Origin of the sequence: Azohydromonas australica DSM 1124, assembly GCF_000430725.1 — a bacterium.
Lineage (GTDB): Bacteria > Pseudomonadota > Gammaproteobacteria > Burkholderiales > Burkholderiaceae_C > Azohydromonas > Azohydromonas australica.
Genome location: NZ_KE387213.1, coordinates 81,455 through 105,210, shown reverse-complemented (window position 1 = coordinate 105,210; position 23,756 = coordinate 81,455). Strand labels below are relative to the sequence as shown.

Here is a 23,756-nt window from a genome sequence, read left to right as displayed (position 1 = left end):
GCGAACTCGCGCCGCTCGCGCGGCAGCTTATCGACCAGGATCGAGATGAAGATGATGTTGTCGATGCCCAGTACCAGCTCCAGCGCGGTGAGCGTCAGGAAGGCAATCCAGGCTTGCGGGTCGGTCAGCAGTTCCATCGGGCAGTCCTTCTTGGGGGGCGTGGTCGTGATGGGAGCGCGGCGCGGGGCAAGAGTTTCCGCACCGCCCAGGGAGAGCGTTTCACGATGATGCCCGCCGGCACGCCGGCGCCGGGGTTCCGCGCCGCCGCGTTGCCGCCACGGCGGCATTTCGCGCATGATCGGCGCGCCTCCTCCAACCCCGGACCTGCGGGTCCGCCCGTTGACAAAGATGCCAAACAAGCCTGCCGCGGCACCGCGGCGTGACCGGCGCCGCGCCGCGGCGCTGCTGCTTTCCACCGGCCTGTGGCCGGCCTGGCCGGCGCTGGCGGCCATCGCCCAGTCCCGGGCGCAGGCGGCACCCGCCGCGCCCAACGGTCCCGCAACCGCACCCGCCGCGCCGGCGGATGCCGCCCCTGCCGCCGAGGGCGGGCGCTGGGTGCACGCGCTGGCCACCTTCGGCGAGCCCAAGTACCCCGAGGGCTACACGCATTTCGAGTACGTCAACCCGGACGCGCCCAAGGGCGGCGTGCTGCGGCTGCGCAACCCGGACCGGCGCACCAGCTTCGACAAGTTCAACCCCTTCACCGTGCGCGGCAACGCGCCGGCGGGGGTGGGGCTGTTCATGTTCGAAGGGCTGTGCGTGGCCTCGGACGACGAGCCGCAGACCATGTACGGGCTGCTGGCCGAGCGTTTTCTCATCGCGCCGGACAAGTCCAGCATCACCTTCAGGCTGCATCCCAAGGCGCGCTTCTGGAACGGCGACCCGGTGACCGCGGCCGACGTGAAGCACAGCTTCGACATGCTCACCAGCAAGCAGGCCTCGCCGGCGCTGGTGCAGGCCTACGCGCCGGCCGGGCCGGTGACGGTGCTCGACGAGCGCACGGTGCGCTTCGGCGTCAAGGACCGGAGCACCGACACGCTGTTCCTGATCGGCGGGCTGCCGGTGTTCTCGCGCAAGTGGGGCGCCGGGGCGGACGGCAAGGTGAAGCCCTTCGACCAGATCGTCACGGAGTACCCCATCACCACCGGCCCCTGCACCATCGCCGCGGTGGACATGGGGCGGCGCATCGAGTTCCAGCGCAACCCGGACTACTGGGCCAAGGACCACCCCGCGCGGCGCGGCTGGTTCAACTTCGACCGCGTGGTCTACCGCATGTACAAGGACGCGACGGTGGCCTTCGAGGCCTTCAAGACCGGCGAGTACGACATCTACAAGGAGTACAGCTCGCGCTCCTGGGTGCGCCAGCACAAGGGGCCGAAGTGGGACGACGGGCGCATCGTCAAGAAGAGCTTCGAGACCGCCACCGGCCAGGGCCTGCAGAGCCACCAGTTCAACACCCGGCGCGAGCTGCTGCAGGACCGGCGCGTGCGTGAGGCCATCGCGCTGGCCTACGACTTCGAGCGCATCAACCGCTTCGGCCTGCTCAAGCGCGCGTACAGCGTGTTCAACAACTCGGAGTTCGCGGCCGAGGGCCTGCCCGGGCCGGGCGAGCTCAAGCTGCTGGAGCCCTACCGCAAGGAGCTGCCGCCGGAGGTGTTCGGCCCCGCGTACCGGCCGCCCAGCACCGCCGGCGGCGCGGCGGCGCTGCGGCGCAACCTGCTCAAGGCGCGCGGCCTGCTCGAAGACGCGGGCTGGAAGCTCGACGGCGACGGCCGGCTGCGCAACGCGCAGGGCCGGGCGCTGGAGCTGGAGTACCTGAACCCCGGCGAGACCGGCGGGCGCATCACCGACTGGCAGAAGAACTGCGAGAAGCTGGGCATCACGCTCAAGGAGCGCAACGTCGACTTCGCGCTCTACCGCAACCGGCTGGAGAACTACGACTTCGACGTCATCACCATCGTCGAAGGCAAGTTCTCGCTGCCCAACGCCGCGGGCTACATCACCAGCTACGGCTCGCAGGCCGCGGACGAGAAGGGCAACGACAACTTCCGCGGCATCAAGAGCGCGGCGCTGGACCACATCCTCAAGGTCATGGGCGGGGCGCGCACGCTGGCCGAGCTGCGCGACTGCTGCCGCGCCATGGACCGCGTGGTGATGTGGAACCACTGGCAGGTGCCCGACGTGTACGTCTCCGCCGAGCGCGCCTCGTACTGGAACCGCTTCGGCATCCCGCAGAAGACGCCGCTGTACTTTGGCATCGACACCTCGGGCGACCACAGCGCCTGGCCGATCATGTGCTGGTGGAAAAAGGGAGAGGCCTGAATGCTTGGCTACATCTTCAAGCGGCTGCTGCTGATGATTCCCACGCTGCTGGGGGCGCTGACCATCACCTTCGTCGTGATCCAGTTCGTGCCCGGCGGGCCGGTGGAGCAGCTGCTGGCCGAGGCGCGCGCCAGCCAGAAGGGCGGCGACAGCGACGTGTACAAGGCCGGGCGCGACAGCGACGCCAAGCAACTGGCCGAGCTGAAGAAGCTCTACGGCTTCGACAAGCCCGCGCACGTGCGCTACTTCGAGATGCTGGGCCAGTTCGCGCGCTTCGACCTGGGCAAGAGCTTCCTGCAGAACAAGGACGTGTGGACGCTCATCAAGGAGAAGCTGCCGGTGTCGATCTCGCTGGGGGTGTGGACCTTCTTCATCTCCTACCTGGTCTCCATCCCGCTGGGCGTGGCCAAGGCGGTGCGCGAGGGCACGCGCTTCGACGCGCTGACCACGCTGGTGGTGCTGGTCGGCTACGCCATCCCCGGCTTCGTGCTGGGCGTGCTGCTGATCGTGCTGTTTGCCGGCGGCACCTTCCTCGAATGGTTCCCGCTGCGCGGGCTGACCTCCGACGACTGGGACACCCTGAGCTGGCCGGCGCGCATCGCCGACTACTTCTGGCACCTGACGCTGCCGCTGATCTGCCTGGTGATCGGCAGCTTCGCCGTCATGACCATGCTGACCAAGAACACCTTCGTCGAGGAGATGCGCAAGCAGTACGTGCTGGTGGCGCGCGCCAAGGGGCTGTCGCAGCGGCGCGTGCTCTACAAGCACATCTTCCGCAACGCACTGATCCCGCTGGTGACGGGCTTCCCGGCGGCCTTCATCGGCGCCTTCTTCGCCGGCTCGGTGCTGATCGAGACGCTGTTCTCGCTCGACGGCCTGGGGCTGCTGGCCTACGAGTCCGTGGTGCGGCGTGACTACCCGGTCGTGCTGGGCTCGCTCTACCTCTTCACGCTGATCGGCCTGGTGGTGAAGCTGGTCTCGGACCTGCTGTACGTGGTGGTCGATCCGCGCGTGCAGTTCGGCAGCGTGGGCAAGTGAGGCGCACGGCATGAGTTCTCAACCGATCGTGCCCGGCGTCTCCGACCGCGGCCCCGCCACCCCCGCCGCTGCCCAGGGCAGCGACCGTCCCGTGGACCTGATGGCGGCGCCGCCGGCCGGCGCCACGGCCGAAGCCGTCGCCACCGCAGCGGGCGCAGGCGCGGGCGAGCCCCGCTCGCCCAACCAGCGCGCCTGGGCCCGTTTCAGGCGCAACCGCCTGGGCTATCTGTCGCTGTGGCTCTTCCTGGCGATGCTGCTGTTCTCCACCCTGGCCGAGGTCGTGAGCAACGACCGGCCGCTGGTGGCGCGCTACGAGGGGCGCTGGTTCTTCCCCGTGCTGAGCAACCCGCCGGAGACGGCGCTGGGCGGCGACTTCGCCACGCCCACGGACTGGAAGGACCCGCTCATCACCGCGCAGTTCGACAAGCCCGGCAACTGGCGGCTGCGCGCGCCCAACCCGCACTCGGCCATCTCCACCGACTACTTCTCCAAGGAGCCCGACCCGGCGCCGCCGAGCGCGCGCAACGTGCTGGGTACCGACAGCCAGGGCCGCGACATGCTGGCGCGGCTGCTCTACGGCTTTAGGGTGAGCATCTGGTTCGCGCTGGCGCTCACGGCGGTGGGCACGGTGCTGGGCATCCTGGCCGGCGCGCTGCAGGGCTACTTCGGCGGCAAGCTGGACCTGACGCTGCAACGCATCATCGAGGTCTGGGGCGCGGTGCCGGAGCTGTACCTGCTGATCATCTTCGCGTCCATCTTCGAGCCGTCCCTCCTGCTGCTGCTGATCCTGCTGTCGCTGTGGGGCTGGATGGGGCTGTCGGACTACGTGCGCGCGGAGTTCCTGCGCAACCGCTCGCTGGACTTCGTGAAGGCGGCGCGGGCGCTGGGGCTGTCGAACCGCCAGATCATCTTCCGCCACGTGCTGCCCAACTCGCTCACGCCGGTGATCACGTTTCTGCCCTTCCGCATGAGCGCGGCGATCCTGTCGCTGACCTCGCTGGACTTCCTGGGCCTGGGCGTGCCGCCGACGGTGCCCTCGCTGGGCGAACTGCTCAACCAGGGCAAGGCCAACCTCGACGCCTGGTGGATCATCGTCCCGACCTTCACCTTGCTCGTGATCACGATGCTCTTGCTGACCTTCATCGGTGACGCGCTGCGCGACGCCTTCGACACCCGCAAGTCATGAGCCGCGCACCCCAGTCATCCACGGAGCCGTTGCTCAGCGTCGAGCACCTGACGGTGCGCTTCGGCGCCAACACGGTGGTCAACGACGTCAGCTTCCAGGTCCGGCCGCGCGAGAAATTCGCGCTGGTGGGGGAATCGGGCTCCGGCAAATCGATCACCGCGCTGTCGGTGCTGCGGCTGGTGGACGGGGCGCAGACCAGCGGCGCCATCCGCTTTGGCGGCGAGGACCTGGTGCAGGCCGGCGAGCGGCGCATGCGCGGCCTGCGCGGGCGCGAGATCGGCATGATCTTCCAGGAGCCGATGACAGCGCTGAACCCGCTCTACAGCGTGGGCAACCAGATCGCCGAGGTGCTGGAGCTGCACGAGGCGCTGCGGCCCAACGCGGCGCGGGCGCGGGCCATCGAGCTGCTGGAGCGCACGGGCATTCCGGAGCCGCAGCGGCGCGTGGACGCCTACCCGCACGAGCTCTCGGGCGGGCAGCGCCAGCGCGCCATGATCGCCATGGCGCTGGCCTGCAAGCCCAAGCTGCTGATTGCCGACGAGCCCACGACGGCGCTGGACGTGACCATCCAGGCGCAGATCCTGGCGCTGCTGGACGAACTGCAGGCCGAGATGGGCATGGCGCTGCTGTTCATCACGCACGACCTGAACCTGGTGCGCCGCTTCACGCACCGCGTCGGCGTGATGGAGCGCGGACGGCTGGTGGAAAGCGGCGACACGGCGGTGGTGTTCGGCGATCCGCAGCACGCGTACACGAGGAAGCTGCTGGGCAGCCGGCCGCAGCGCGTGGTGCAGCCCGTGGCGCCGGACGCGCCGGTGCTGCTGCAGGGGCAGGACGTGCGGGTGCACTTCGCGCGCAAGGGCAGCTGGTTCCGCCGGCTGCCGCCTTTCGAGGCGGTGAAGCAGGCCACGCTGCAGCTCAAGCGCGGCGAGACGCTGGGCATCGTGGGCGAGTCCGGCTCGGGCAAGACCACGCTGGGCATGGCGCTGCTGGCGCTGCAGCCCATTGCCGGCGGGCAGGTGCGGCTGGGCGAGCAGCGCATCGACGACGCGGGCCGCGACACGCTGCGCGCCATGCGCCGGCGCATGCAGGTGGTGTTCCAGGACCCTTTCGGCAGCCTGAGCCCGCGCATGACCGTGGGCCAGATCGTGGGCGAGGGGCTGGCGCTGCACCAGCCGCAGCTCGGCCGCGCCGAGCGCGAGGCGCGCGTGCTGAAAATGCTGGACGAGGTGGGGCTGAGCGCGCGCCACGGCGTGGCCGACGTGCTGCAACGCTATCCGCACGAGTTCAGCGGTGGGCAGCGCCAGCGCATCGCCATCGCGCGCGCGGTGGTGCTGGAGCCGGAGCTGCTGGTGCTCGACGAGCCGACCTCAGCGCTGGACGTGTCGGTGCAGCAGCAGGTGTTGTCGTTGCTGGCGCAACTTCAGCGGCGCTACGGGCTGAGCTACGTCTTCATCAGCCACGACTTGGCCGTGGTGCGCGCCATGTCGCACCGCGTGATCGTGATGCGCCAGGGCGAGATGGTGGAGGAGGGCGAGGCCGAGCAGCTGTTCAGCGCGCCGCGGCAGCCCTACACGCAGGAGCTGCTGGCGGCGGCGCGGCTGGCGTGAGGCCAGAAAAGGTCGCCGGGCCTTGGCTGCCGCGGCGGCGGGGAGTTACTTGATCAACCCCTCGTGCTTCATCGCCGCCTGCACGCTGGGCCGCGCCAGCATGCGTTCGCGGAAGGCCTGCAGGTTGGCGAGGTCGGAGATGTCCACCTGCGTGGGCACGGTCCAGTTGCTGACGGTGAACAGGTAGGCGTCGGCCACCGTGAAGTCGTCGCCCATCAGGTAGGACTTGCCGGCCAGCTGCTGGTCCACGTACTGCAGGCGCTGGCGCAGGCGGTTGCGGTACAGCGCCTTGGCGTCGTCGGGCATGCCGGGCGTGAAGAAGGCGCCGAAGCTCTTGTGCAGCTCGCTGGTGATGAAGTTGAGCCACTCCATCAGCCGGTAGCGCGCCATGGTGCCAAAGGCCGGCGCGAGCTTGCGGTCCGGCACCTGGTCGGCCAGGTACTGCACGATGGCCGGGCCTTCGGTGAGGCGCTCGCCGCTGTCGAGCTCCAGCAGCGGCACGGAGCCCTTGGGGTTGAGGGTGTAGTAGTCGGTCCCGTCCTGCAGCTTGTGCGTCTTGGTGCTGGCCAGCACCAGCTCGCACGGCAGGCCGGCCTCGTGCAGCACGATGTGCGGGCTGAGCGAGCAGGCACCGGGGCTGTAGTAAAGCTTCATCGGGTCTCCTTCATTCGAGGGGGGTCACGTACGATAGCCGCTGTCCTGGCTTCCTGCCCCCAGAGCATCTTCAATGCCGCGTCCCATCCTTGCAGAAGAGCGTCTGCACCCTGCCATCCGCCAGCGCGTGAGCGCGCTGCATGCCGACATCGTGGAAGAGGTGCAGCGCGCGGCGGCGGCGCACCCGGTGGTGGTGGTCGGCATGGCGCAGAACCCCTTCCCCAAGCGCGCGCGCCGGTCGCTGGACCGCGCGGGCATCGCGCACTTCGATCTCGACTACGGCAGCTACTTCAGCCAGTGGCGGCGGCGCAACGCGCTCAAGATGTGGACGGGCTGGCCCACCTTCCCCATGGTGTTCGTGCGCGGCCAGCTCGTGGGCGGCGCGCAGGAGCTGGAAAAGCTCATCGCCGGCGGCGAGCTGCAGCGGCTGCTGCAGGCAGGCTGAGCCGCCGCGCCGTTGCAGGGGCGCAAAGCCCCCTTGGTCTTTTCAAGGCGCCGTCTGCTGCTCCAGCCACAGCAGGTTGCGCAGCGCCTGCTCGGCCGAATCGGTGCACAGCTCGGCCGAAGGCTGCAGCGAGCCGCACACGGCCGGGCGGCGCGGGTCGTTGAAGATCGCGCAGCGCAGGTCCGGCAACAGCTGCACGCAGCGCACGCCGGCCGGCTTGCCTTGCGGCATGCCGGGAATGGGGCTGGAGATGGAAGGCGCGATGCAGCAGGCACCGCAGCCGGGGCGGCAGTCCATGGAAACCCGACGCTTGGGAAAACCCAGCATTGTCCGACGTCAGGCTTGGCCCTGCGCCGGGGCTGCTTGTCAGCTTCGGACAATGCTGCGCTGGCAGCATCGTTGAATCCCTACTGCGGCCCCGATCGCCACCCTGCCTTTTTGCCGCTGCTCTCGCGCAGCGGCCACCGCCGCCTTCGTTCCGATGCAAGCCCGCCGCCTGCTCCCCTGGTCCTTGCCCGCTGCCGCCGTGCTGGCGTGCGCCGGCTACTGGACCCAGCTGCTCCACACGCAGGAGCAGGCGCGTGAGCGCGCGCTGGCCAACGCGGCGGCACGTGCCGTGCACCTGGCCGACACGCTGGCCCTGCAGGCCGAGACGCTGGTGCAATCGGCGGATTTCGTGCTTTCCACGGTGGGAGCGCAGTGGAGTGAACGCCAACCGGTACCGCCGCCGCCTTATCCGCCCGGCGCGGTGCTGCAGCTCGGCGTGCTCAATGGCAAGGGGCAATTGCAGTCGCTGGACGGCAGCGTGGTGCGGGTGGTGATCGACGGCCTGCCGACGCCGGGCAATGGCCTGTCCATCGGGGCACCGGCGCGCCAGCCCGTGGCGGGCGCCGTGAGTTTCGTGCGGCCGCTGCCGGGCCAGAGCCAGGGCCAGGTGCTGCTCACGCTTTCACCTGGTTACCTTACCGGCTTGTTGCGGCGGCTTCAGCCTTCGCGCGGCGACCTGCTGCTGCTGGTGCGTGCCGACGGCGTGGCCGTGGCACGCAGCGACGGGCTGGTGGAGCCGCTGCCTTTCCCGGTGATGCCGCTGTTCGAGCGCGCGCCGCGTGCCGGCGAGGTGCTGAGCCAGGCTTGGCCACCGGAGGAGGGACGCCGCATCCTGGGCTGGCAGCGCGCCGGCAGCACCCCGCTGCTGGCCCTGGCCGCCGTGGACGAGGCTGCCGCGCTGCGCGGCGTGCAGGCCGAGCAGAAGGCCGTGCGGCGCCGCGCCGCCATCGGCAGCGCCGCGCTGCTGATGCTCACCACTGCCGCGGTGGTGCTGTCGCGGCGCTGGCAACGGCGCCGGGCGGCGGCACAGCGACCGGCATCGGCCTGAGCCGGCGCATTCGTCGAGGCATCGTGCCGGGTGCCACACCGCAAACGGCAAAGGTTTGCGGCACCGAAGGCCCAGACCATCGCTGCCATAAGCCTTATCCATTGGTCTGCGCCGGCCGCGGACGGCACCATGTTGTCAGGAATCATTCTCATTTGGCGAGGAAACCCATCATGGCCAAGACGGCAGCTTTCGGTGTGATGCACGTGTGCACGGCCTTTGGCGTCAGCTATGCGCTCTCGGGCAGCGTGACAGTGGCCGGCGCGGTGACGCTGGTGGAGCCGTTAGTGAACATGGTGGCCCATTACTTTTTCGATCGGGCCTGGGAGCGGCACTTTGCCCATGCCCCCGCACCCGGGGAGGCCGCCCCGCAACCTTAAAATCGTGGGTTTGCCACTTCAGGACGCCGTCGCACCAGCGGCGGTGCGCGCGCCGTGCTGCATCCCCAGGAATTCGAGGTCATCGTGGTCGGCGGTGGCCATGCCGGCACCGAGGCGGCGCTGGCCGCAGCCCGCATGGGCTGCCGGACGCTGCTGCTGACCCACAACATCGAAACGCTCGGCCAGATGAGCTGCAACCCGTCAATCGGCGGGATCGGCAAGGGCCATCTGGTCAAGGAAGTGGACGCCCTGGGCGGCGCTATGGCCGCCGCCACCGACGAGGGGGGCATCCAGTTCCGCATTCTCAACGCCAGCAAGGGCCCGGCGGTGCGGGCCACGCGCGCCCAGGCCGACCGCATTCTCTACAAGGCCGCCATCCGCCGCCGCCTGGAGAACCAGCCCAACCTGTGGCTGTTCCAGCAGGCGGTGGACGACCTGATGGTCGAGGGTGACCGCGTGGTGGGTGCCGTGACGCAGATCGGCCTGCGCTTCCGCGCCCGGACGGTGGTGCTCACGGCGGGTACCTTCCTGGACGGCAAGGTCCACGTCGGGCTGCAGAACTACAGCGCCGGGCGTGCCGGCGATCCACCGGCGGTGAGCCTGTCGGCGCGGCTCAAGGAACTCAAGCTACCACAGGGTCGCCTCAAGACCGGCACGCCACCGCGCATCGACGGGCGCAGCATCGACTTCTCCAAGCTCACCGAGCAGCCCGGCGACCTGGACCCGGTGCCGGTGTTCAGCTTCATGGGCCATGCCTCGCAGCATCCGCGCCAGTTGCCGTGCTGGATCACGCACACCAACCAGCAGACGCACGACATCATCCGCAGCGGCTTCGACCGCAGCCCGATGTTCACCGGTGTCATCGAAGGCGTGGGGCCGCGCTATTGCCCCAGCATCGAGGACAAGATCAACCGCTTCGCGGACAAGGACTCGCACCAGATCTTCCTGGAGCCGGAAGGGCTGACCACGAACGAGTTCTATCCCAACGGCATTTCCACCTCGCTGCCCTTTGACATCCAGCTGGCGGCGGTGCGCTCCATGCCGGGGCTGGAGAACGCGCACATCCTGCGCCCGGGCTACGCCATCGAGTACGACTACTTCGATCCGCGCGAACTCTCGGCCAGCTTCGAGACGCGCGCCATCAAGGGCCTGTACTTCGCCGGACAGATCAACGGCACCACGGGCTACGAGGAAGCGGCGGCGCAAGGCCTGTTTGCCGGCCTCAATGCCGCGCTGCAGGCGCAGGGCAAGGAGCCCTGGCTACCGGGGCGCGACCAGGCCTACCTGGGTGTTCTGGTGGACGACCTCATCACCCGTGGCGTGAGCGAGCCTTACCGCATGTTCACGAGCCGCGCCGAATTCCGGTTGCAGTTGCGCGAAGACAATGCCGACCTGCGCTTGACGGAGGACGGGCGGCGTCTGGGCTTGGTGGACGACGCGCGCTGGGACGCCTTCAACCGCAAGCGCGACGCTGTTTCACGTGAAACACAGCGGCTGCGGCAAACCTGGGTGCAGCCGCGCTGGCTGACAGCGGAGCAGGCCGAGCCACTGCTGGGCAAGGCGATCGAGCGCGAGTACCCGTTGATCGACCTGCTGCGCCGGCCCGGTGTGGACTGGGACAAGGTTACAGCGGTCGATGCGCTGGTGAAGCAAGCTCGGGCCAGTGAAGATGCGCCTGTTTCACGTGAAACACTGCACGCCGAGCTGGGTGTCGAGCTGGCCGATGCCGTCATCGAGCAGGTGGAAATTGGCGTCAAATACGCCGGCTACATCGACAAGCAGCAGGAGGAGGTCCAGCGCGCGGCGCAGTACGAGAAGCTGCCGTTGCCCGAGGACCTGGATTATTCCGAGATCACGGCGCTTTCCTTCGAAGTGCGGCAGAAGCTGGACAAGCACCGGCCGGCCACGCTGGGGCAGGCGTCACGCATTTCCGGCATCACGCCGGCCGCGATCTCGCTGCTGCTGGTGCATCTGCGCAAAGGCAGCTGGAAGGATTTCAAAGCCGTGAGCACGGCGGGGGCGGGTGACGATGTTGCCCTCTGAACTTCCGATGGACCTTTCTACCGATCACCCCATCGCGGCGCTGGCCCGGCAACTGGGGTTGGCGCCGGATGACTACCAGCTGCGGCAGCTGCACGACTATCTGGCGTTGCTGCAGCGCTGGAACAAGACCTACAACCTGACGGCGCTGCGCGACCCGGCGCAGATGTTCACGCATCACCTGGCGGATTGCCTGGCAGCGCTGCCACCTTTGCAACGCGTGCTGGCTGGCCGTGACGGCTTGCGGCTGCTGGATGTGGGCAGTGGCGGCGGGTTGCCGGGCGTGCTGATCGCCGTGCTGTGTCCGGGATTGCAGGTAAGTTGCGTGGACACGGTGGGCAAGAAGGCGGCTTTCATCCGACAGGTGAGTGCGGAACTGGGGCTGCGCAACCTGCGCGCGGAACATGCGCGTGTGGAGCAACTCCCCGGCCGCTACGAGCTGATCACCAGCCGGGCTTTCGCCACGCTGGCCGATTTCGTGGCGTTGACGCGCGAGCGGCTGGCGCCCGAGGGGCTTTGGATGGCGATGAAGGGCAAACGGCCGGATGAGGAAATCGCTGCCTTGCCCGCGGACGTGGAAGTGTTTCACGTGGAACCCTTGGCCGTACCGGGACTGGATGCCGAACGTTGTCTGGTGTGGATGCGATTACGGCGCTGAAACCGGACAATCACGGCGAGCGCCTGGAAGTGCATGCCGGGCGGTCCCGAACCTCTGGAGGGATTCATGCTCGGCATCGATGTAGGCGCCTTTTGTGCCGCCGTGATCCTGTTTCTGGCACTGCCCGGGCCAGGTACTTTCATGCTGTTGAGCAGCGCAGGGCAAGGTGGTTTCAAGGGTGGCGCCGCGGCGACACTGGGGCTGATCCTCGGTGACCAAGTGCTGCTGTGGCTGGCGGTGGCGGGAGTGGCGGCCACGCTGGCCGCCTATCCGGCGCTGTTCAAGGCATTGCAGGTGGCCGGTGCCGCCTACCTGAGCTGGATGGGGTTGAAAATGCTGCTGGCCCGCGACGGAGAGGAAGCACTGCCGGTTCGCGTGTCGCCGGGGCACTATCTGCGCCAAGGGTTCTTCATCACCTTGTCCAATCCCAAGGCCATCGTGTTCTACATGGCCTTCTTCCCGCTGTTCATTGATCCGGCACGCCAGCAGGGAGTGTGGACCTTCGCGTTCATGGCGCTGCTGATCGCGGTGATCACCGCGGTGTGGTGCCTGGCGCTGTGTGCGGGTGCCAATGCCGTGGCGGCGTACGTGCGCGCGCACCGGCGTCTGGCACGCGCCCTGCAACGCCTGGCTGGCCTGGCGCTGCTGGGCTTCGGTCTGCGGCTGGTGCGCTGAGAACGCTTGCCGCTCCACCATCACAACAAATCCCCAACATGGCCAAGATCTTTTGTATCGCGAACCAGAAGGGCGGCGTCGGCAAGACCACCACCGCCGTCAACCTCGCCGCCGGACTGGTGCGTATCGGGCAACGGGTGCTGGTGGTGGATCTGGACCCGCAGGGCAATGCCACCATGGGTTCCGGCGTGGACAAGCGGACGCTGGAACACAGCGTCTACGAGGTGCTGCTGGAAACCATCACGGTGGCCGATGCGCGCGTGAAAGCCGACAAGGCCGGCTACGACGTGCTGGGCGCGAACCGTGAGCTGTCCGGTGCGGAAGTGGAACTGGTGGGCGTGGAACGGCGGCAGGACCGCTTGCGCGCAGCGCTGGCGGCTTGTGAGCAAGACTATGACTTCGTGCTGGTCGATTGCCCGCCTTCACTGAGCCTGCTCACGCTCAATGGCATGTGCGCGGCGCATGGCGTGGTGGTGCCGATGCAGTGCGAATACTTCGCACTGGAGGGGCTGACGGACTTGGTGAACACCATCAAGCAGATCCATGCCAGCCTGAATCCGCGGCTGCAGATCATCGGATTGCTGCGCGTGATGTACGACCCGCGCATGACGCTGCAGCAGCAGGTGAGCGAGCAGCTCAAGCAGCATTTCGGCGACAAGGTGTTCGATAGCGTCATCCCGCGCAACGTGCGCTTGGCGGAGGCGCCCAGTTATGGCTTGCCGGGCGTGGTGTTCGATCCGGCAGCCAAGGGGGCGCAGGCCTACGTCGAGTTCGCCGACGAGTTGGTCAAGCGCTGCGCCAAGCGCTGAGAAGCTGATGCCGGTCAGGCGCATTCGCGCGAGGCGGGCATCGAAAAGCCGCCCGGAGGCGGCTCTGCTTGGCTTTGGCAGTTGGGGCTGGCTTCAGAGGCCCAGGCCTTCGTCCAGGCCGAGGTGGATGTTCATCGACTGCACGGCTGCGCCGCTGGCGCCCTTGCCCAGGTTGTCCAGGCGGGCCATGACGATGGCCTGCTTGTCGTTGGCGAACACGCCGATGTCCACGCGGTTGGTGTCATTGCAGGCCTGCACGTCGAAGAAGCCGCCGTCCAGGTTGGCCGCATCGCCCAGCGGCAGCACCTTGATGAAGCGCTCGCCGGCGTAATGCGCCTCGTAGGCCGCATGCAGGCGCTGCGCATCGGTGCCAGGGGCAAGCTGCGAGAAGTGCAGCGGCACGCTCACCGCCAGGCCTTTCAGGAACGGGCCCACCACCGGCATGAACACGGGCGCCACCTGCAGGCCGGTGTGCGCCGTCATCTCGGGAATGTGCTTGTGCGCCAGCGTCAGACCGTAAGGCCGGGGCGAGGCCAGCTTGGGATTCCCGCTGCCTTCGTAGTCCGCGATCATGGTCTTGCCGCCACCCGAGTAGCCGGTGATCGACGTGGCTGACAACGGCAGCGTCGGGGCCACAAGGCCGGCATCGACCAGCGGGCGCAACAGCAGGATGAAGGCCGTGGAGTGGCAGCCCGGGTTGGAAATGCGCTTGGACTGGCGGATCAGCTCGCGCTGCCCCTTGGCCAGTTCCGGCAGGCCGAACACCCAGCCCGGTGCGGTGCGGTGCGCGGTGCTGGCGTCGATCAGGCAGGCATTCGGGTTGCGCACCAGCGCGGCGGCCTCGCGCGAGGCGGCATCGGGCAGGCACAGGAAGGACACTTCGGCGGCGTCGAGCAGCCTGGCACGCTCGGCCGGATCCTTGCGCTTGTCCGGGTCGATGCGCAGCAGCTCGACGTCGTCGCGCTGCGCCAGGTACTCATGGATGCGCAGGCCGGTGGTGCCCTCCTGCCCGTCCACGAACACGGTATGTTTCATCTTCGCCTCTCCACTTCGAGCAAACGTAAAAGGATAAGCCAAGCCCCATGGACGACTTGCAAGTGCTGCTCCTGCCCGGTTGGCAGGATTCCGGCCCCGATCATTGGCAAAGCCGCTGGGAGCAGCGTCACGGTTTCACGCGCGTGCAGCAGGACGACTGGCTGTGGCCGCGCCGCGGCGACTGGATGGCGCAACTGGAGGAGAGCGTTCTCCAGGCGCGCGGCCCGCTGCTGCTGGCAGCGCACAGCCTCGGTTGCCAACTGGTGGCCGCGTGGGCTGCGCACTCGCAGCACGCGCAGCGCGTGGCCGGGGCGCTGCTGGTGGCCCCACCCGACGTGGAGCGCGAGGACATGCCGCCCAATCTCTATTCCTGGCGTCCCATGGTGAGACAGCGCTTGCCCTTCGCGGCGCTCGCCGTGGTGAGCAGCGATGACCCCTTCTGCGCCCCGGCGCGGGCCGAGGGCATCGCGGTGGACTGGGGCGCCGAGCTGGTGAAGCTGGGCAATGCCGGCCACATCAATGCCGAATCGGGTCTGGGCGACTGGGCACAAGGTCTCGAACTGTTGCGCCGGGTGGCAGTGGCGGGGGGGCTATCACCGACAATCGCGCCATGGTGACGAAGAAACCCAAGGGCCTGGGTCTGGGCCTGGAAGCCCTGCTCGGGCCGCGCGTGGAGGCGCCCGAGGCGCCGCCGTCGGCGTTGAAGCTGGATCTGCTGATGCCCGGCCGTTATCAGCCGCGCACCCGCATGGACGAGGGCTCGCTCTACGAGCTGGCCGAAAGCATCAAGAGCCAAGGCGTGATGCAGCCGATCCTGGTGCGGCCGGCACAGGAAGGGCGCTACGAGATCATTGCCGGCGAACGCCGCAGCCGCGCGGCCCGGATCGCCGGGCTGGAAGAGGTGCCGGTGCTGGTGCGCGAGGTGCCCGACGAGTCGGCGGCCGTGATGGCGCTGATCGAGAACATCCAGCGCGAGGACCTGAACCCGCTGGAAGAAGCTCAGGGGCTGCAGCGTCTGATCACCGAGTTCAACCTCACGCACGAGCAGGCCGCGCGTGCCGTCGGCCGCTCGCGCAGTGCCGCCAGCAACCTGCTGCGCCTGCTCAACCTGTGCCCGCAGGTGCAGCAGATGCTGATGGCGGGCGACCTGGACATGGGGCATGCGCGTGCGCTGCTGGCGGTGGAGCCGGCGCAGCAGATCCTGCATGCCAACGAGATCGTGGCGCGCAAGCTCTCGGTGCGCGAGGCGGAAAAGCTGGTGGCCCGCCAGGCGGCCCCGGCCAAGCCCAAGCCGGGTCCGCAGGCGCTGCAGGACAAGTCGCGCGACCTTCAGCGCATCGAGGAACTGCTGGCCGATGCGCTGACCGCCGCGGTGGAAATCCGCATCCGCCGCAAGACGATGAATGGCGAAAAGGGCGAGATCGCCATTGCCTTCAGCTCGCTGGACGAGCTCAACGGGCTGCTGGACAAGCTGGGCGTGAAGGAAGCATAGCGGTCGAGCTTCCACTTCATCAGCATGCTGAATAAACCCCGTGCCACGGCTGTGGCACGGGATTTTTGTTGGGGGAGCGACGAGCCGCTAGGACTGCCGCAAAGCCTCCAGGAAGCTGCGCTGCCACCAGTGCACGTCGAACTCGCGGATGTTGGCCAGCAGCCGCTCATGGCGCACCTGACGCTCCTCCAGCGGCATGTGCAGCGCATGCTGGATGGCGTCGGCCGTGCCGTCGCTGTCGTAGGGATTGACCAGCAGCGCGTCGCGCAACTGCTCCGCGGCGCCGGCGAAGCGTGACAGCACCAGCACGCCGGGATCGGCAGGGTCCTGCGCGGCGATGAACTCCTTGGCCACCAGGTTCATGCCGTCGCGCAGCGGCGTGACCAGGGCCACGCGGCTGGCGCGGTAGAGGCCGGGCAGCCGCTTGCGCGCTACCGTGCGGTGGATGTAGCGGATGGGCATCCAGTCGAGTTCGCCGAAGTTGCCGTTGATGGAGCCGCACAGGCCTTCGAGCTGGCGCCGCAGGTCGTTGTAGGCACCCACCGTCTCGCGCGAAGGCGAAGCGATCTGGATCAGCGTGGCGCTGTTGCAGTTGCCCGGATAGCGCTGCAGCAGGCTGCGCATGGCACGCAGGCGTTGCGGCAGGCCCTTGGAGTAGTCGAGCCGGTCCACGCCCACCAGCAGGCGGCGCTTGGCGTACTGCTCGCGCATCGTGGCCAGCGTCTCCTGGGCTTCGCGGCCCTCGGCCAGCGCGGCGAACTCGTCCACGTCGATGCCGATCGGGAAGGCCTGGACCTGCAGCTGGCGCCCGAAGGCGTTGAAGCGGCCATCGGCCACCTGCTCGGCCTGGGCCTCGGTGTAGACATAGCGGGCGAAATGGCTGAGGTCGGTCTGGCTCTGCAACCCGAGCAGGTCGTAGGCGAAGAGGGCGCGGATGAGCCACTCGTGCGCCGGGATGGCCGCCATGATCAGCGGCGGCGGCACCGGGATGTGCAGAAAGAAGCCGATACGCTGGCGGCAGCCCAGCGTGCGCAGCTCCTCGGCCAGAGGGATGAGGTGGTAGTCGTGGACCCAGATCACGTCATCCGGCCGCAGCAGGGGCAGCAGCTGCTGGGCGAACATGCGGTTCACGCGCCGGTAGCCGCCGATGTAGCCGGCGTCGAAGTCCGCCAGGTCCAGGCGGTAATGGAACACCGGCCACAGCACGCCGTTGGAATAGCCGAGGTAATAGGCGTCGTGGTCCTCGCGGCTGAGATCCACGGTGGCCAGCGTGACGTCGCCGGCCCGCTGCACATGAAGCTGGGTCTGGCCCTGCGCCCCGGCCTCGGTTCGTTCGACGATGTTGCCGCTCCAGCCGAACCACAGTCCGCCGGTGGCATTGAGCGCTTCGCCCAGCGCCACCGCGAGGCCGCCAGCAGCGGTCTTGCGCGGATCGGCCACGCGGTTGGAAACGACGACCAGTCGCGGCATCTCAAATCACCTGTTCCCGGGTGCACTCCGGGCGCACCGTTGCATGAAATATCCCCGCGCGCCCTGGACGGGTATCGCGAGCCTTCAGGCGCCCAGGGCAGGGCGCGTGCCTTGAGAGGCGCCGGCTCGGCAAGCGCAGGCCGGCAGCCATGGATACCGGCTCAAGGTGCAACCGTGACGGACCGCCGCGTTGCATGTGACGCTACAGGCACCGTCTGCGGGCAAATTGCCCCCGAAGTGGTGCAGTGGGCCCGGATTGATTGCAACTACGGACCGCCTGGGGCGAGGAACATGCGCAGCCGTCCCATCGTGCCCGGATCCAACCTCCTCCGAATTCAGGAGTCAGTCCAGGTCTCCAGAGGGGATACCAAGGGCCTGCAGGGAAGACTGCATCCAGCGCTGCAGCGCCGCTGGGCCTTGTACCCGGTAGTGGGCTCGGGTGGCCCCCTCACCGACCTTGACGGCGATGCCTCCCAAGGCCTGCACGGCCTCGAATGCCACTTCGTCGGTCACGTCATCCCCAAAAAACCAGGGTTGTCGTCCGTGGAACGGCGCTTCGGCCAGGAAGGCGTGCACGGCGGCATCCTTGCCAGCAGTGCGCGGCTTGAGCTCGAGCACCTGCTTGCCACGCATCAGGGCCATGTCCGGAAGCTGTTCCAGGGCGCGGGTCATGGCCGCCAAGCATTCGGCCTCCAGTGCCGGTGCCAAGCGGTAGTGCAGCGCCAAGGCAACGGATTTGCGTTCCAACAGCAGCCCGGGATGCGCAGCGCACAAGGCTTGCAGCGGGGCCAGTACCGCGTCCAGCGCCGGCGTGGGCAGGCGCTGCCAGCTGCCCTCGGCGTTGCGCCGCTCGGCGCCGTGCACGCCTGCGGCAGGCAACTGCAGGGGGGTCAAGAAATGGTCGATTTCGGTGATCGGCCGGCCCGTGACGATGGCCAGAGCGCCGTCCAGTGCGCTGGTCAGCGCAGCCAAGCGAGAAGGCAAGCTGGCAGGCACCGTCACGGCTTGCGGATGAGGTGCGATCTCGGCCAGCGTGCCGTCGAAATCCAGAAATACGGCACATCCGGGTGTAAGCAGAGGGGGTCCTGACATGCAGACAGCGTAGCCAGCGCGAACAGAAGCGCCGCCAAGTAAGGCAACGACGGCGCAGGGGCTATAGGCCAGCCGGTAGCGTGGGCGTAAAGAAGAAAGGCAACCTGAAATACGGGAAAGCCCTCAGAACTGAGTCCTTCGAAATGTGAACGAATGAACTGGGGTACGGGTTCGGATGTAAAGCGATGGCTGCCCGACGTGCGTGTCAGCCCATATCAGGGCAGCATCGTTGAAGTACCTCATGCGGGCACGCCGGACCGGCACTGGAATGCAAGGACCAAACGGGGCACGGTCCTTGCTGAGGATGAGGCAGGCGTCGTTGAAAGACTCGCCTGGTGAATCGCGCTGACTTTGGCTCCCTTGGAGGGACGATCACGCAAGCCACACGCTGAAGACCGGAAAGCTCTGATGGCGCCCGGGCCCGTACAGCCGGGACTTCATCAGAACTTCCCAGACGCTCTGGCGGCCGGCTACCGCCTGTGTGCGTCTTCCATTCAAGGAGGTCCCATGGACGTGATCAGCAGCTTCGCCGCCCGTTACGAACGCACCCGCGAGGAAGAGCTCTCGCTGGAGGAATACCTCGCGGAGTGCAAGCGCAACCCGCTGGCCTATGCCACCGCGGCCGAGCGCATGCTCAAGGCCATCGGCGATCCACAGATGATTGACACGCGCAACGAACCGCGCCTGTCGCGCATCTTCGCCAACAAGGTCATCAAGATTTATCCCGCCTTTGCCGAGTTCTACGGCATGGAGGACTCGATCGAGCAGGTGGTTTCGTACTTCCGCCATGCCGCGCAGGGGCTGGAAGAGAAGAAGCAGATCCTCTATCTGCTGGGTCCGGTCGGCGGTGGCAAGAGCTCCATTGCCGAGCGGCTGAAGCAGCTCATGCAGGAGGTGCCCTTCTACGCGATCAAGGGCTCGCCGGTGAACGAGAGCCCGCTGGGCCTGTTCGATGCGGTGGAGGACGGCCCGATCCTGGAAAAGGAATACGGCATTCCGCGCCGCTATCTCAACCGCGTGCTCTCGCCCTGGGCCGTCAAGCGGCTGGAAGAGTTTGGTGGCGACATCCGCAAGTTCCGCGTTGTCAAGCGCCATCCGTCGATCCTCAAGCAGATCGGCATCGCCAAGACCGAGCCCGGCGACGAGAACAACCAAGACATCAGCGCGCTGGTAGGCAAGGTCGACATCCGCAAGCTCGAAACCTACGCCCAGGACGACCCCGACGCCTACAGCTACTCCGGCGGCTTGTGCCTGGCCAACCAGGGGCTGCTGGAATTCGTGGAAATGTTCAAGGCGCCCATCAAGGTGCTGCACCCGCTGCTCACGGCCACGCAGGAAGGCAACTTCAAGGGCACCGAGGGCTTCGGCGCAATTCCCTTCGACGGCGTGGTGCTGGCACACAGCAACGAGAGCGAGTGGAAGGCGTTCCGCAACAACAAGAACAACGAGGCCTTCCTGGACCGCATCTACATCGTCAAGGTGCCGTACTGCCTGCGCGTGAGCGAGGAGGTCAAGATCTACGAGAAGCTCATCCGCAACTCGTCGCTGGCCCAGGCCACCTGTGCGCCGGGCACGCTCAAGATGATGAGCCAGTTCGCGGCGCTCACGCGGCTGAAGGAACCGGAGAACTCCAGCCTCTTCAGCAAGATGCAGGTCTACGACGGCGAGAACCTCAAGGACACCGACCCGCGCGCCAAGAGCTACCAGGAGTACCGCGACTACGCCGGCGTGGACGAGGGCATGAGCGGCATCAGCACGCGCTTCGCCTTCAAGATCATCTCCAAGGTCTTCAACTTCGACTCCACCGAGGTGGCGGCCAATCCGGTGCACCTGATGTACGTGCTGGAGCAGCAGATCGAGCGCGAGCAGTTCCCGGCCGAGTTGGAGCAGAAGTACATCGGCTTCATCAAGGAACAGCTGGCGCCGCGCTACGCGGAGTTCATCGGCAAGGAGATCCAGACCGCGTACCTGGAAAGCTACAGCGAGTACGGGCAGAACATCTTTGACCGTTACGTCACCTACGCCGACTACTGGATCCAGGACCACGAGTACCGCGACACCGACACCGGCGAAGTGTTCGATCGCGCCTCGCTCAACGCGGAGCTGGAGAAGATCGAGAAGCCCGCGGGCATCGCCAATCCCAAGGACTTCCGCAACGAAATCGTCAACTTCGTGCTGCGCGCGCGTGCCAACAACCAAGGCAAGAACCCGGTGTGGACCAGCTACGAGAAGCTGCGCACCGTGATCGAGAAGAAGATGTTCAGCAACACCGAGGAGTTGTTGCCGGTCATCAGCTTCAACGCCAAGGCCAGTGCCGACGAGGCCAAGAAGCACGAGGACTTCGTCACGCGCATGGTGCAGAAGGGCTACACGCCCAAACAGGTGCGGTTGCTGTGCGAGTGGTATCTGCGCGTGCGCAAGAGCAGCTGAGCCCGAGCCCCACGCACCGACGGGAGACGTCATGCTTCAACAGATCATCGATCGCAGGCTCGCGGGGAAGAACAAGTCCATCGGCAACCGCGAGCGTTTCCTGCGCCGCTACCGCGACCAGATCCGCGAGGCAGTCAAGCGCGCGGTGGACGGACGCGGCATCCGCGACATCGAGCGCGGCGAGGAAATCTCGATCCCGAAGAAGGACATCTCCGAGCCGGTGTTCCACCACGGCCAGGGCGGCGTGCGCGAGGTCGTGCACCCGGGCAACCAGGAGTACGTGCGCGGCGACCGCATCCAGCGCCCCAAGGGCGGTGGCGGGGGTGGCAGCGGCAGCGGCCAGGCCAGCGACTCCGGCCAGGGCGAGGACGATTTCGTCTTTTCCCTGTCCAAGGAGGAGTTCATGCAGGTCTTCTTCGAGGACCTGGCGCTGCCGCACCTGGTGCGTACTCAAATCGCCGAGGTGCCCGAGTGGAAGAGCCAGCGTGCGGGCTTCACCGCCGACGGTACGCCCAACAACCTGCACGTGCTGCGCTCGATGCGCGGTGCGCTGGGGCGCCGCATCGCCTTAGGGTCGGAATCGCGGCGCGAGTTGCGCGAACTGGAGGAGCGACTGCAGAAGTTGCAGGCACATCCTCACCCCACGCCGGCGCTGGCCGAGCGCGAGATTGCGGAGCTGCAGGAGCAGATCGAGGCTTTGCGCGGACGCTTGGCGCGCATTCCGTACCTGGATCCGATCGACCTGCGCTTCCGCAACCGCGTCCGCGTGCCCGTGCCCTCGTCCAAGGCCGTGATGTTCTGCCTGATGGACGTCTCGGGCTCGATGGACGAGGCACGCAAGGACCTGGCCAAGCGCTTCTTCATCCTGCTCTACCTGTTCCTCACCCGGCACTACGAGAAGATCGAGCTCGTCTTCATCCGCCACCACACGCAAGCGCAGGAGGTGGATGAGCAGAACTTCTTCCACGCTACCGAAACCGGCGGCACCGTGGTTTCCAGCGCGCTGGTGCTGATGGAGGAGATCGTGCGCCAGCGCTATGCCGGCGGTGACTGGAACATCTACGGCGCGCAGGCCAGCGACGGCGACAACTGGCACCACGACAGCGGCCGCTGCCGCGAGCTGCTGTCCGACAAGATCCTGCCGATGTGCCGCTACTACGCCTACGTGCAGGTGGCCGAGGAAGAGCAGAACCTGTGGGAGGAGTACACCCAGCTGCTGACTGCGCACCCGCACTTCGCCATGCGCAAGGCCACCGAGGCCTCGCAGATCTATCCCGTGTTCCGCGATCTCTTCAAGAAGGAAGGAGCGGTGGCCGCATGAATGCCGTCGTCATCAGGAACCCGCTGCGTGAGCCGCTGGCGCTGGCCGCTCGACCGCGCGAGCCGCTGCCCGGACCCAGCGACTGGACCTTCGAGCTGATCCAGCAGTACCACGACGTGATCCGCTCCACGGCCGAGCGCTTCGGGCTCGACACCTATCCCAACCAGCTGGAGATCATCACCGCCGAGCAGATGATGGATGCCTACGCATCCGTGGGCATGCCGGTGAACTACCGCCACTGGAGCTACGGCAAGGAGTTCATTTCCACCGAGAAGAACTACCGGCGCGGCTTCATGGGCCTGGCCTACGAGATCGTCATCAACTCCAACCCCTGCATCAGCTACCTGATGGAGGAGAACACGATGGCGATGCAGGCGCTGGTGATCGCGCATGCCGCCTACGGCCACAACAGCTTCTTCAAGGGCAACTACCTGTTCCGCATGTGGACCGACGCGTCGTCGATCATCGACTACCTGGTCTACGCCAAGAACTACGTGGCCGAATGCGAGGAGCGCCACGGCCTGGACACGGTGGAGTCCTTCCTGGATTCCTGCCACGCGCTGTCCAACCACGGCGTGGACCGCTACCGCCGCCCCAGCAAGCGAACGCTGGCGCAGGAACTGGCCGAACGCAAGGACCGCGAGAACTACGCCCAGCAGCAGGTCAACGACCTGTGGCGCACGCTGCCGCGGCGCCATGACGAGGCGAAGGAAGCGTCCGATACGCAGCGGCGTTTCCCGGACGAGCCGCAGGAGAACCTGCTGTACTTCATTGAGAAGAACGCGCCGCTGCTGGAGCCCTGGCAGCGCGAGATCGTGCGCATCGTGCGCAAGGTGGCGCAGTACTTCTATCCGCAGCGCCAGACGCAGGTGATGAACGAAGGCTGGGCCACCTTCTGGCACCACCGGCTGCTCAACCAGATGTACGACGACGGCTACCTCACCGACGGCGTGATGATGGAGTGGCTCAAGTCGCACACCAATGTCATCTACCAGCCGCCCGTGGGGCACAAGGCCTACAGCGGCCTGAACCCGTACGCGCTGGGCTTCGCGATGTACACGGATCTCAAGCGCATCTGCGAGGACCCGACAGAGGAAGACCGGCAATGGTTCCCCGACATCGCCGGCGCGCCGTGGCTGCCCACGCTAGACGAGGCGATGCGCAACTTCAAGGACGAAAGCTTCATCGGCCAATACCTCTCGCCCAAGCTGATGCGGGACTTCCGGCTCTTTGCCATCGTCGATGACGAGAAGGACAGCGAGATCGAGGTCAGCGCCATCCACGACGAGCAGGGTTACCGTCGGGTGCGCGAGGCGCTGTCGCGCCAGTACGACTTGGGCACGCGCGAACCCAACATCCAAGTCTGGAACGTCAATCTGCGCGGCGACCGTGCGCTGACGCTGCGCCACGTGCAGCACCAGGACCGGCCGCTGGCCGACACCGCCCAGGAGGTGCTGCGGCACGTGGCGCGGTTGTGGGGCTTCGGCGTGCACCTGGAAAGCGTGGACAGCCGTGGTGAGGTGCGCAAGCGCTGGTCGGTGCCGGCACCGCCGCCTTGATTCAATGTGACCCTTGACGACGCCGGGCGGTCAGTGGCCGCCCGGCGTTTTCTTTTCAAGAAGTGCCGTAGAGCGTGCAGATGCCTGGAAATTCACGGCAGTTGCGAGCAAGTTAAAGCCCCCGCGCTTCACTTGTCGGGTGTTAACCCCAACAATGACGCCTGCTGG

General features: G+C 67.1%; 22 protein-coding genes. 16 read left to right on the top strand and 6 right to left on the bottom strand.

Features of this window, described 5'->3' with window-relative positions; translation table 11 throughout:
- A partial coding sequence (locus tag H537_RS56105; RefSeq protein WP_502527950.1) for a TerC family protein occupies positions 1-296 on the bottom strand: 296 nt, incomplete at its 3' end.
- A gap of 52 nt (positions 297-348) precedes the next feature.
- On the opposite strand from H537_RS56105, the gene H537_RS47290 reads away from it, so the two are divergent.
- The 4 genes from H537_RS47290 to H537_RS0134825 all read left to right on the top strand — a co-directional run bounded on the left by H537_RS47290 (position 349) and on the right by H537_RS0134825 (position 6,156).
- Positions 349-2,322: an extracellular solute-binding protein gene (locus H537_RS47290; protein ID WP_051244278.1), complete on the top strand. Its 1,974-nt coding sequence runs from the start codon at positions 349-351 to the stop codon at positions 2,320-2,322.
- Positions 2,323-3,360, top strand: a complete 1,038-nt coding sequence (locus H537_RS0134835; protein ID WP_029001576.1) for a microcin C ABC transporter permease YejB — start codon at positions 2,323-2,325, stop codon at positions 3,358-3,360. It abuts the gene before it with no gap.
- A gap of 100 nt (positions 3,361-3,460) precedes the next feature.
- On the top strand, positions 3,461-4,546 hold the full coding sequence (locus H537_RS47285; protein WP_084151197.1) for an ABC transporter permease: 1,086 nt from the start codon (positions 3,461-3,463) through the stop codon (positions 4,544-4,546).
- Positions 4,543-6,156, top strand: coding sequence for an ABC transporter ATP-binding protein (locus H537_RS0134825; RefSeq protein WP_029001575.1), 1,614 nt, complete (start codon positions 4,543-4,545; stop codon positions 6,154-6,156). The genes H537_RS47285 and H537_RS0134825 overlap by 4 nt, the downstream gene beginning before the upstream one ends.
- 45 nt (positions 6,157-6,201) lie before the next feature.
- Here the strand turns inward: H537_RS0134825 and gstA are convergent, their stop codons facing one another.
- A complete protein-coding gene (gene gstA / locus H537_RS0134820; protein WP_029001574.1) occupies positions 6,202-6,810 on the bottom strand; it encodes a glutathione transferase GstA in 609 nt (202 codons plus the stop codon).
- 73 nt (positions 6,811-6,883) lie between these two features.
- On the opposite strand from gstA, the gene H537_RS0134815 reads away from it, so the two are divergent.
- Entirely contained in the window at positions 6,884-7,255 is a 372-nt protein-coding gene (locus H537_RS0134815) for a glutaredoxin (protein ID WP_029001573.1), read from the top strand.
- A gap of 42 nt (positions 7,256-7,297) precedes the next feature.
- Here H537_RS0134815 and H537_RS0134810 read toward each other — a convergent pair whose 3' ends face one another.
- Positions 7,298-7,552, bottom strand: a complete 255-nt coding sequence (locus tag H537_RS0134810; protein WP_029001572.1) for a YkgJ family cysteine cluster protein — start codon at positions 7,550-7,552, stop codon at positions 7,298-7,300.
- A 184-nt stretch (positions 7,553-7,736) separates the two neighbouring features.
- On the opposite strand from H537_RS0134810, the gene H537_RS0134805 reads away from it, so the two are divergent.
- From H537_RS0134805 to H537_RS0134780, 6 genes are all read left to right on the top strand, one after another.
- Positions 7,737-8,630, top strand: coding sequence for a PDC sensor domain-containing protein (locus H537_RS0134805; RefSeq protein ID WP_156902137.1), 894 nt, complete (start codon positions 7,737-7,739; stop codon positions 8,628-8,630).
- Positions 8,631-8,800: 170 nt separating this feature from the next.
- Positions 8,801-9,007, top strand: coding sequence for a DUF2061 domain-containing protein (locus H537_RS47280; protein WP_051244274.1), 207 nt, complete (start codon positions 8,801-8,803; stop codon positions 9,005-9,007).
- A gap of 54 nt (positions 9,008-9,061) precedes the next feature.
- Positions 9,062-11,050: a tRNA uridine-5-carboxymethylaminomethyl(34) synthesis enzyme MnmG gene (gene mnmG, locus H537_RS0134795; RefSeq protein ID WP_029001570.1), complete on the top strand. Its 1,989-nt coding sequence runs from the start codon at positions 9,062-9,064 to the stop codon at positions 11,048-11,050.
- Between the two features lie 7 nt (positions 11,051-11,057).
- The gene (gene rsmG / locus H537_RS0134790; protein ID WP_043461423.1) at positions 11,058-11,705 is read left to right on the top strand and encodes a 16S rRNA (guanine(527)-N(7))-methyltransferase RsmG; all 648 of its coding nucleotides are present in this window, start codon (positions 11,058-11,060) and stop codon (positions 11,703-11,705) included.
- A gap of 66 nt (positions 11,706-11,771) precedes the next feature.
- The gene (locus H537_RS0134785; RefSeq protein ID WP_029001568.1) at positions 11,772-12,380 is read left to right on the top strand and encodes a LysE family transporter; all 609 of its coding nucleotides are present in this window, start codon (positions 11,772-11,774) and stop codon (positions 12,378-12,380) included.
- A 38-nt stretch (positions 12,381-12,418) separates the two neighbouring features.
- Positions 12,419-13,189, top strand: a complete 771-nt coding sequence (locus H537_RS0134780; RefSeq protein WP_029001567.1) for a ParA family protein — start codon at positions 12,419-12,421, stop codon at positions 13,187-13,189.
- Positions 13,190-13,282: 93 nt separating this feature from the next.
- On the opposite strand, the gene argC is transcribed toward H537_RS0134780, so the two are convergent.
- Entirely contained in the window at positions 13,283-14,224 is a 942-nt protein-coding gene (argC, locus tag H537_RS0134775) for an N-acetyl-gamma-glutamyl-phosphate reductase (RefSeq protein ID WP_029001566.1), read from the bottom strand.
- A 47-nt stretch (positions 14,225-14,271) separates the two neighbouring features.
- On the opposite strand from argC, the gene H537_RS0134770 reads away from it, so the two are divergent.
- Positions 14,272-14,841, top strand: coding sequence for an RBBP9/YdeN family alpha/beta hydrolase (locus H537_RS0134770; protein ID WP_029001565.1), 570 nt, complete (start codon positions 14,272-14,274; stop codon positions 14,839-14,841).
- Entirely contained in the window at positions 14,835-15,716 is an 882-nt protein-coding gene (locus tag H537_RS0134765; RefSeq protein ID WP_029001564.1) for a ParB/RepB/Spo0J family partition protein, read from the top strand. Before H537_RS0134770 ends, H537_RS0134765 begins: the two co-directional genes overlap by 7 nt.
- An 87-nt stretch (positions 15,717-15,803) precedes the next feature.
- Here the strand turns inward: H537_RS0134765 and otsA are convergent, their stop codons facing one another.
- Both otsA and otsB read right to left on the bottom strand, forming a co-directional pair.
- Positions 15,804-17,186 (bottom strand): alpha,alpha-trehalose-phosphate synthase (UDP-forming), encoded by a 1,383-nt coding sequence (gene otsA, locus H537_RS0134760; protein ID WP_029001563.1) that lies wholly within the window; start codon positions 17,184-17,186, stop codon positions 15,804-15,806.
- Positions 17,187-17,528: 342 nt separating this feature from the next.
- Positions 17,529-18,278, bottom strand: coding sequence for a trehalose-phosphatase (gene otsB / locus H537_RS0134755; protein ID WP_029001562.1), 750 nt, complete (start codon positions 18,276-18,278; stop codon positions 17,529-17,531).
- A gap of 507 nt (positions 18,279-18,785) precedes the next feature.
- On the opposite strand from otsB, the gene H537_RS0134750 reads away from it, so the two are divergent.
- The 3 genes from H537_RS0134750 to H537_RS0134740 are packed head-to-tail and all read left to right on the top strand — an operon-like array spanning position 18,786 to position 23,588.
- Positions 18,786-20,708, top strand: coding sequence for a PrkA family serine protein kinase (locus H537_RS0134750; RefSeq protein ID WP_029001561.1), 1,923 nt, complete (start codon positions 18,786-18,788; stop codon positions 20,706-20,708).
- Between the two features lie 31 nt (positions 20,709-20,739).
- Positions 20,740-22,029, top strand: a complete 1,290-nt coding sequence (locus H537_RS0134745; protein ID WP_029001560.1) for a YeaH/YhbH family protein — start codon at positions 20,740-20,742, stop codon at positions 22,027-22,029.
- Positions 22,026-23,588: a SpoVR family protein gene (locus H537_RS0134740; RefSeq protein WP_029001559.1), complete on the top strand. Its 1,563-nt coding sequence runs from the start codon at positions 22,026-22,028 to the stop codon at positions 23,586-23,588. Before H537_RS0134745 ends, H537_RS0134740 begins: the two co-directional genes overlap by 4 nt.
- Positions 23,589-23,756 lie beyond the last annotated feature (168 nt).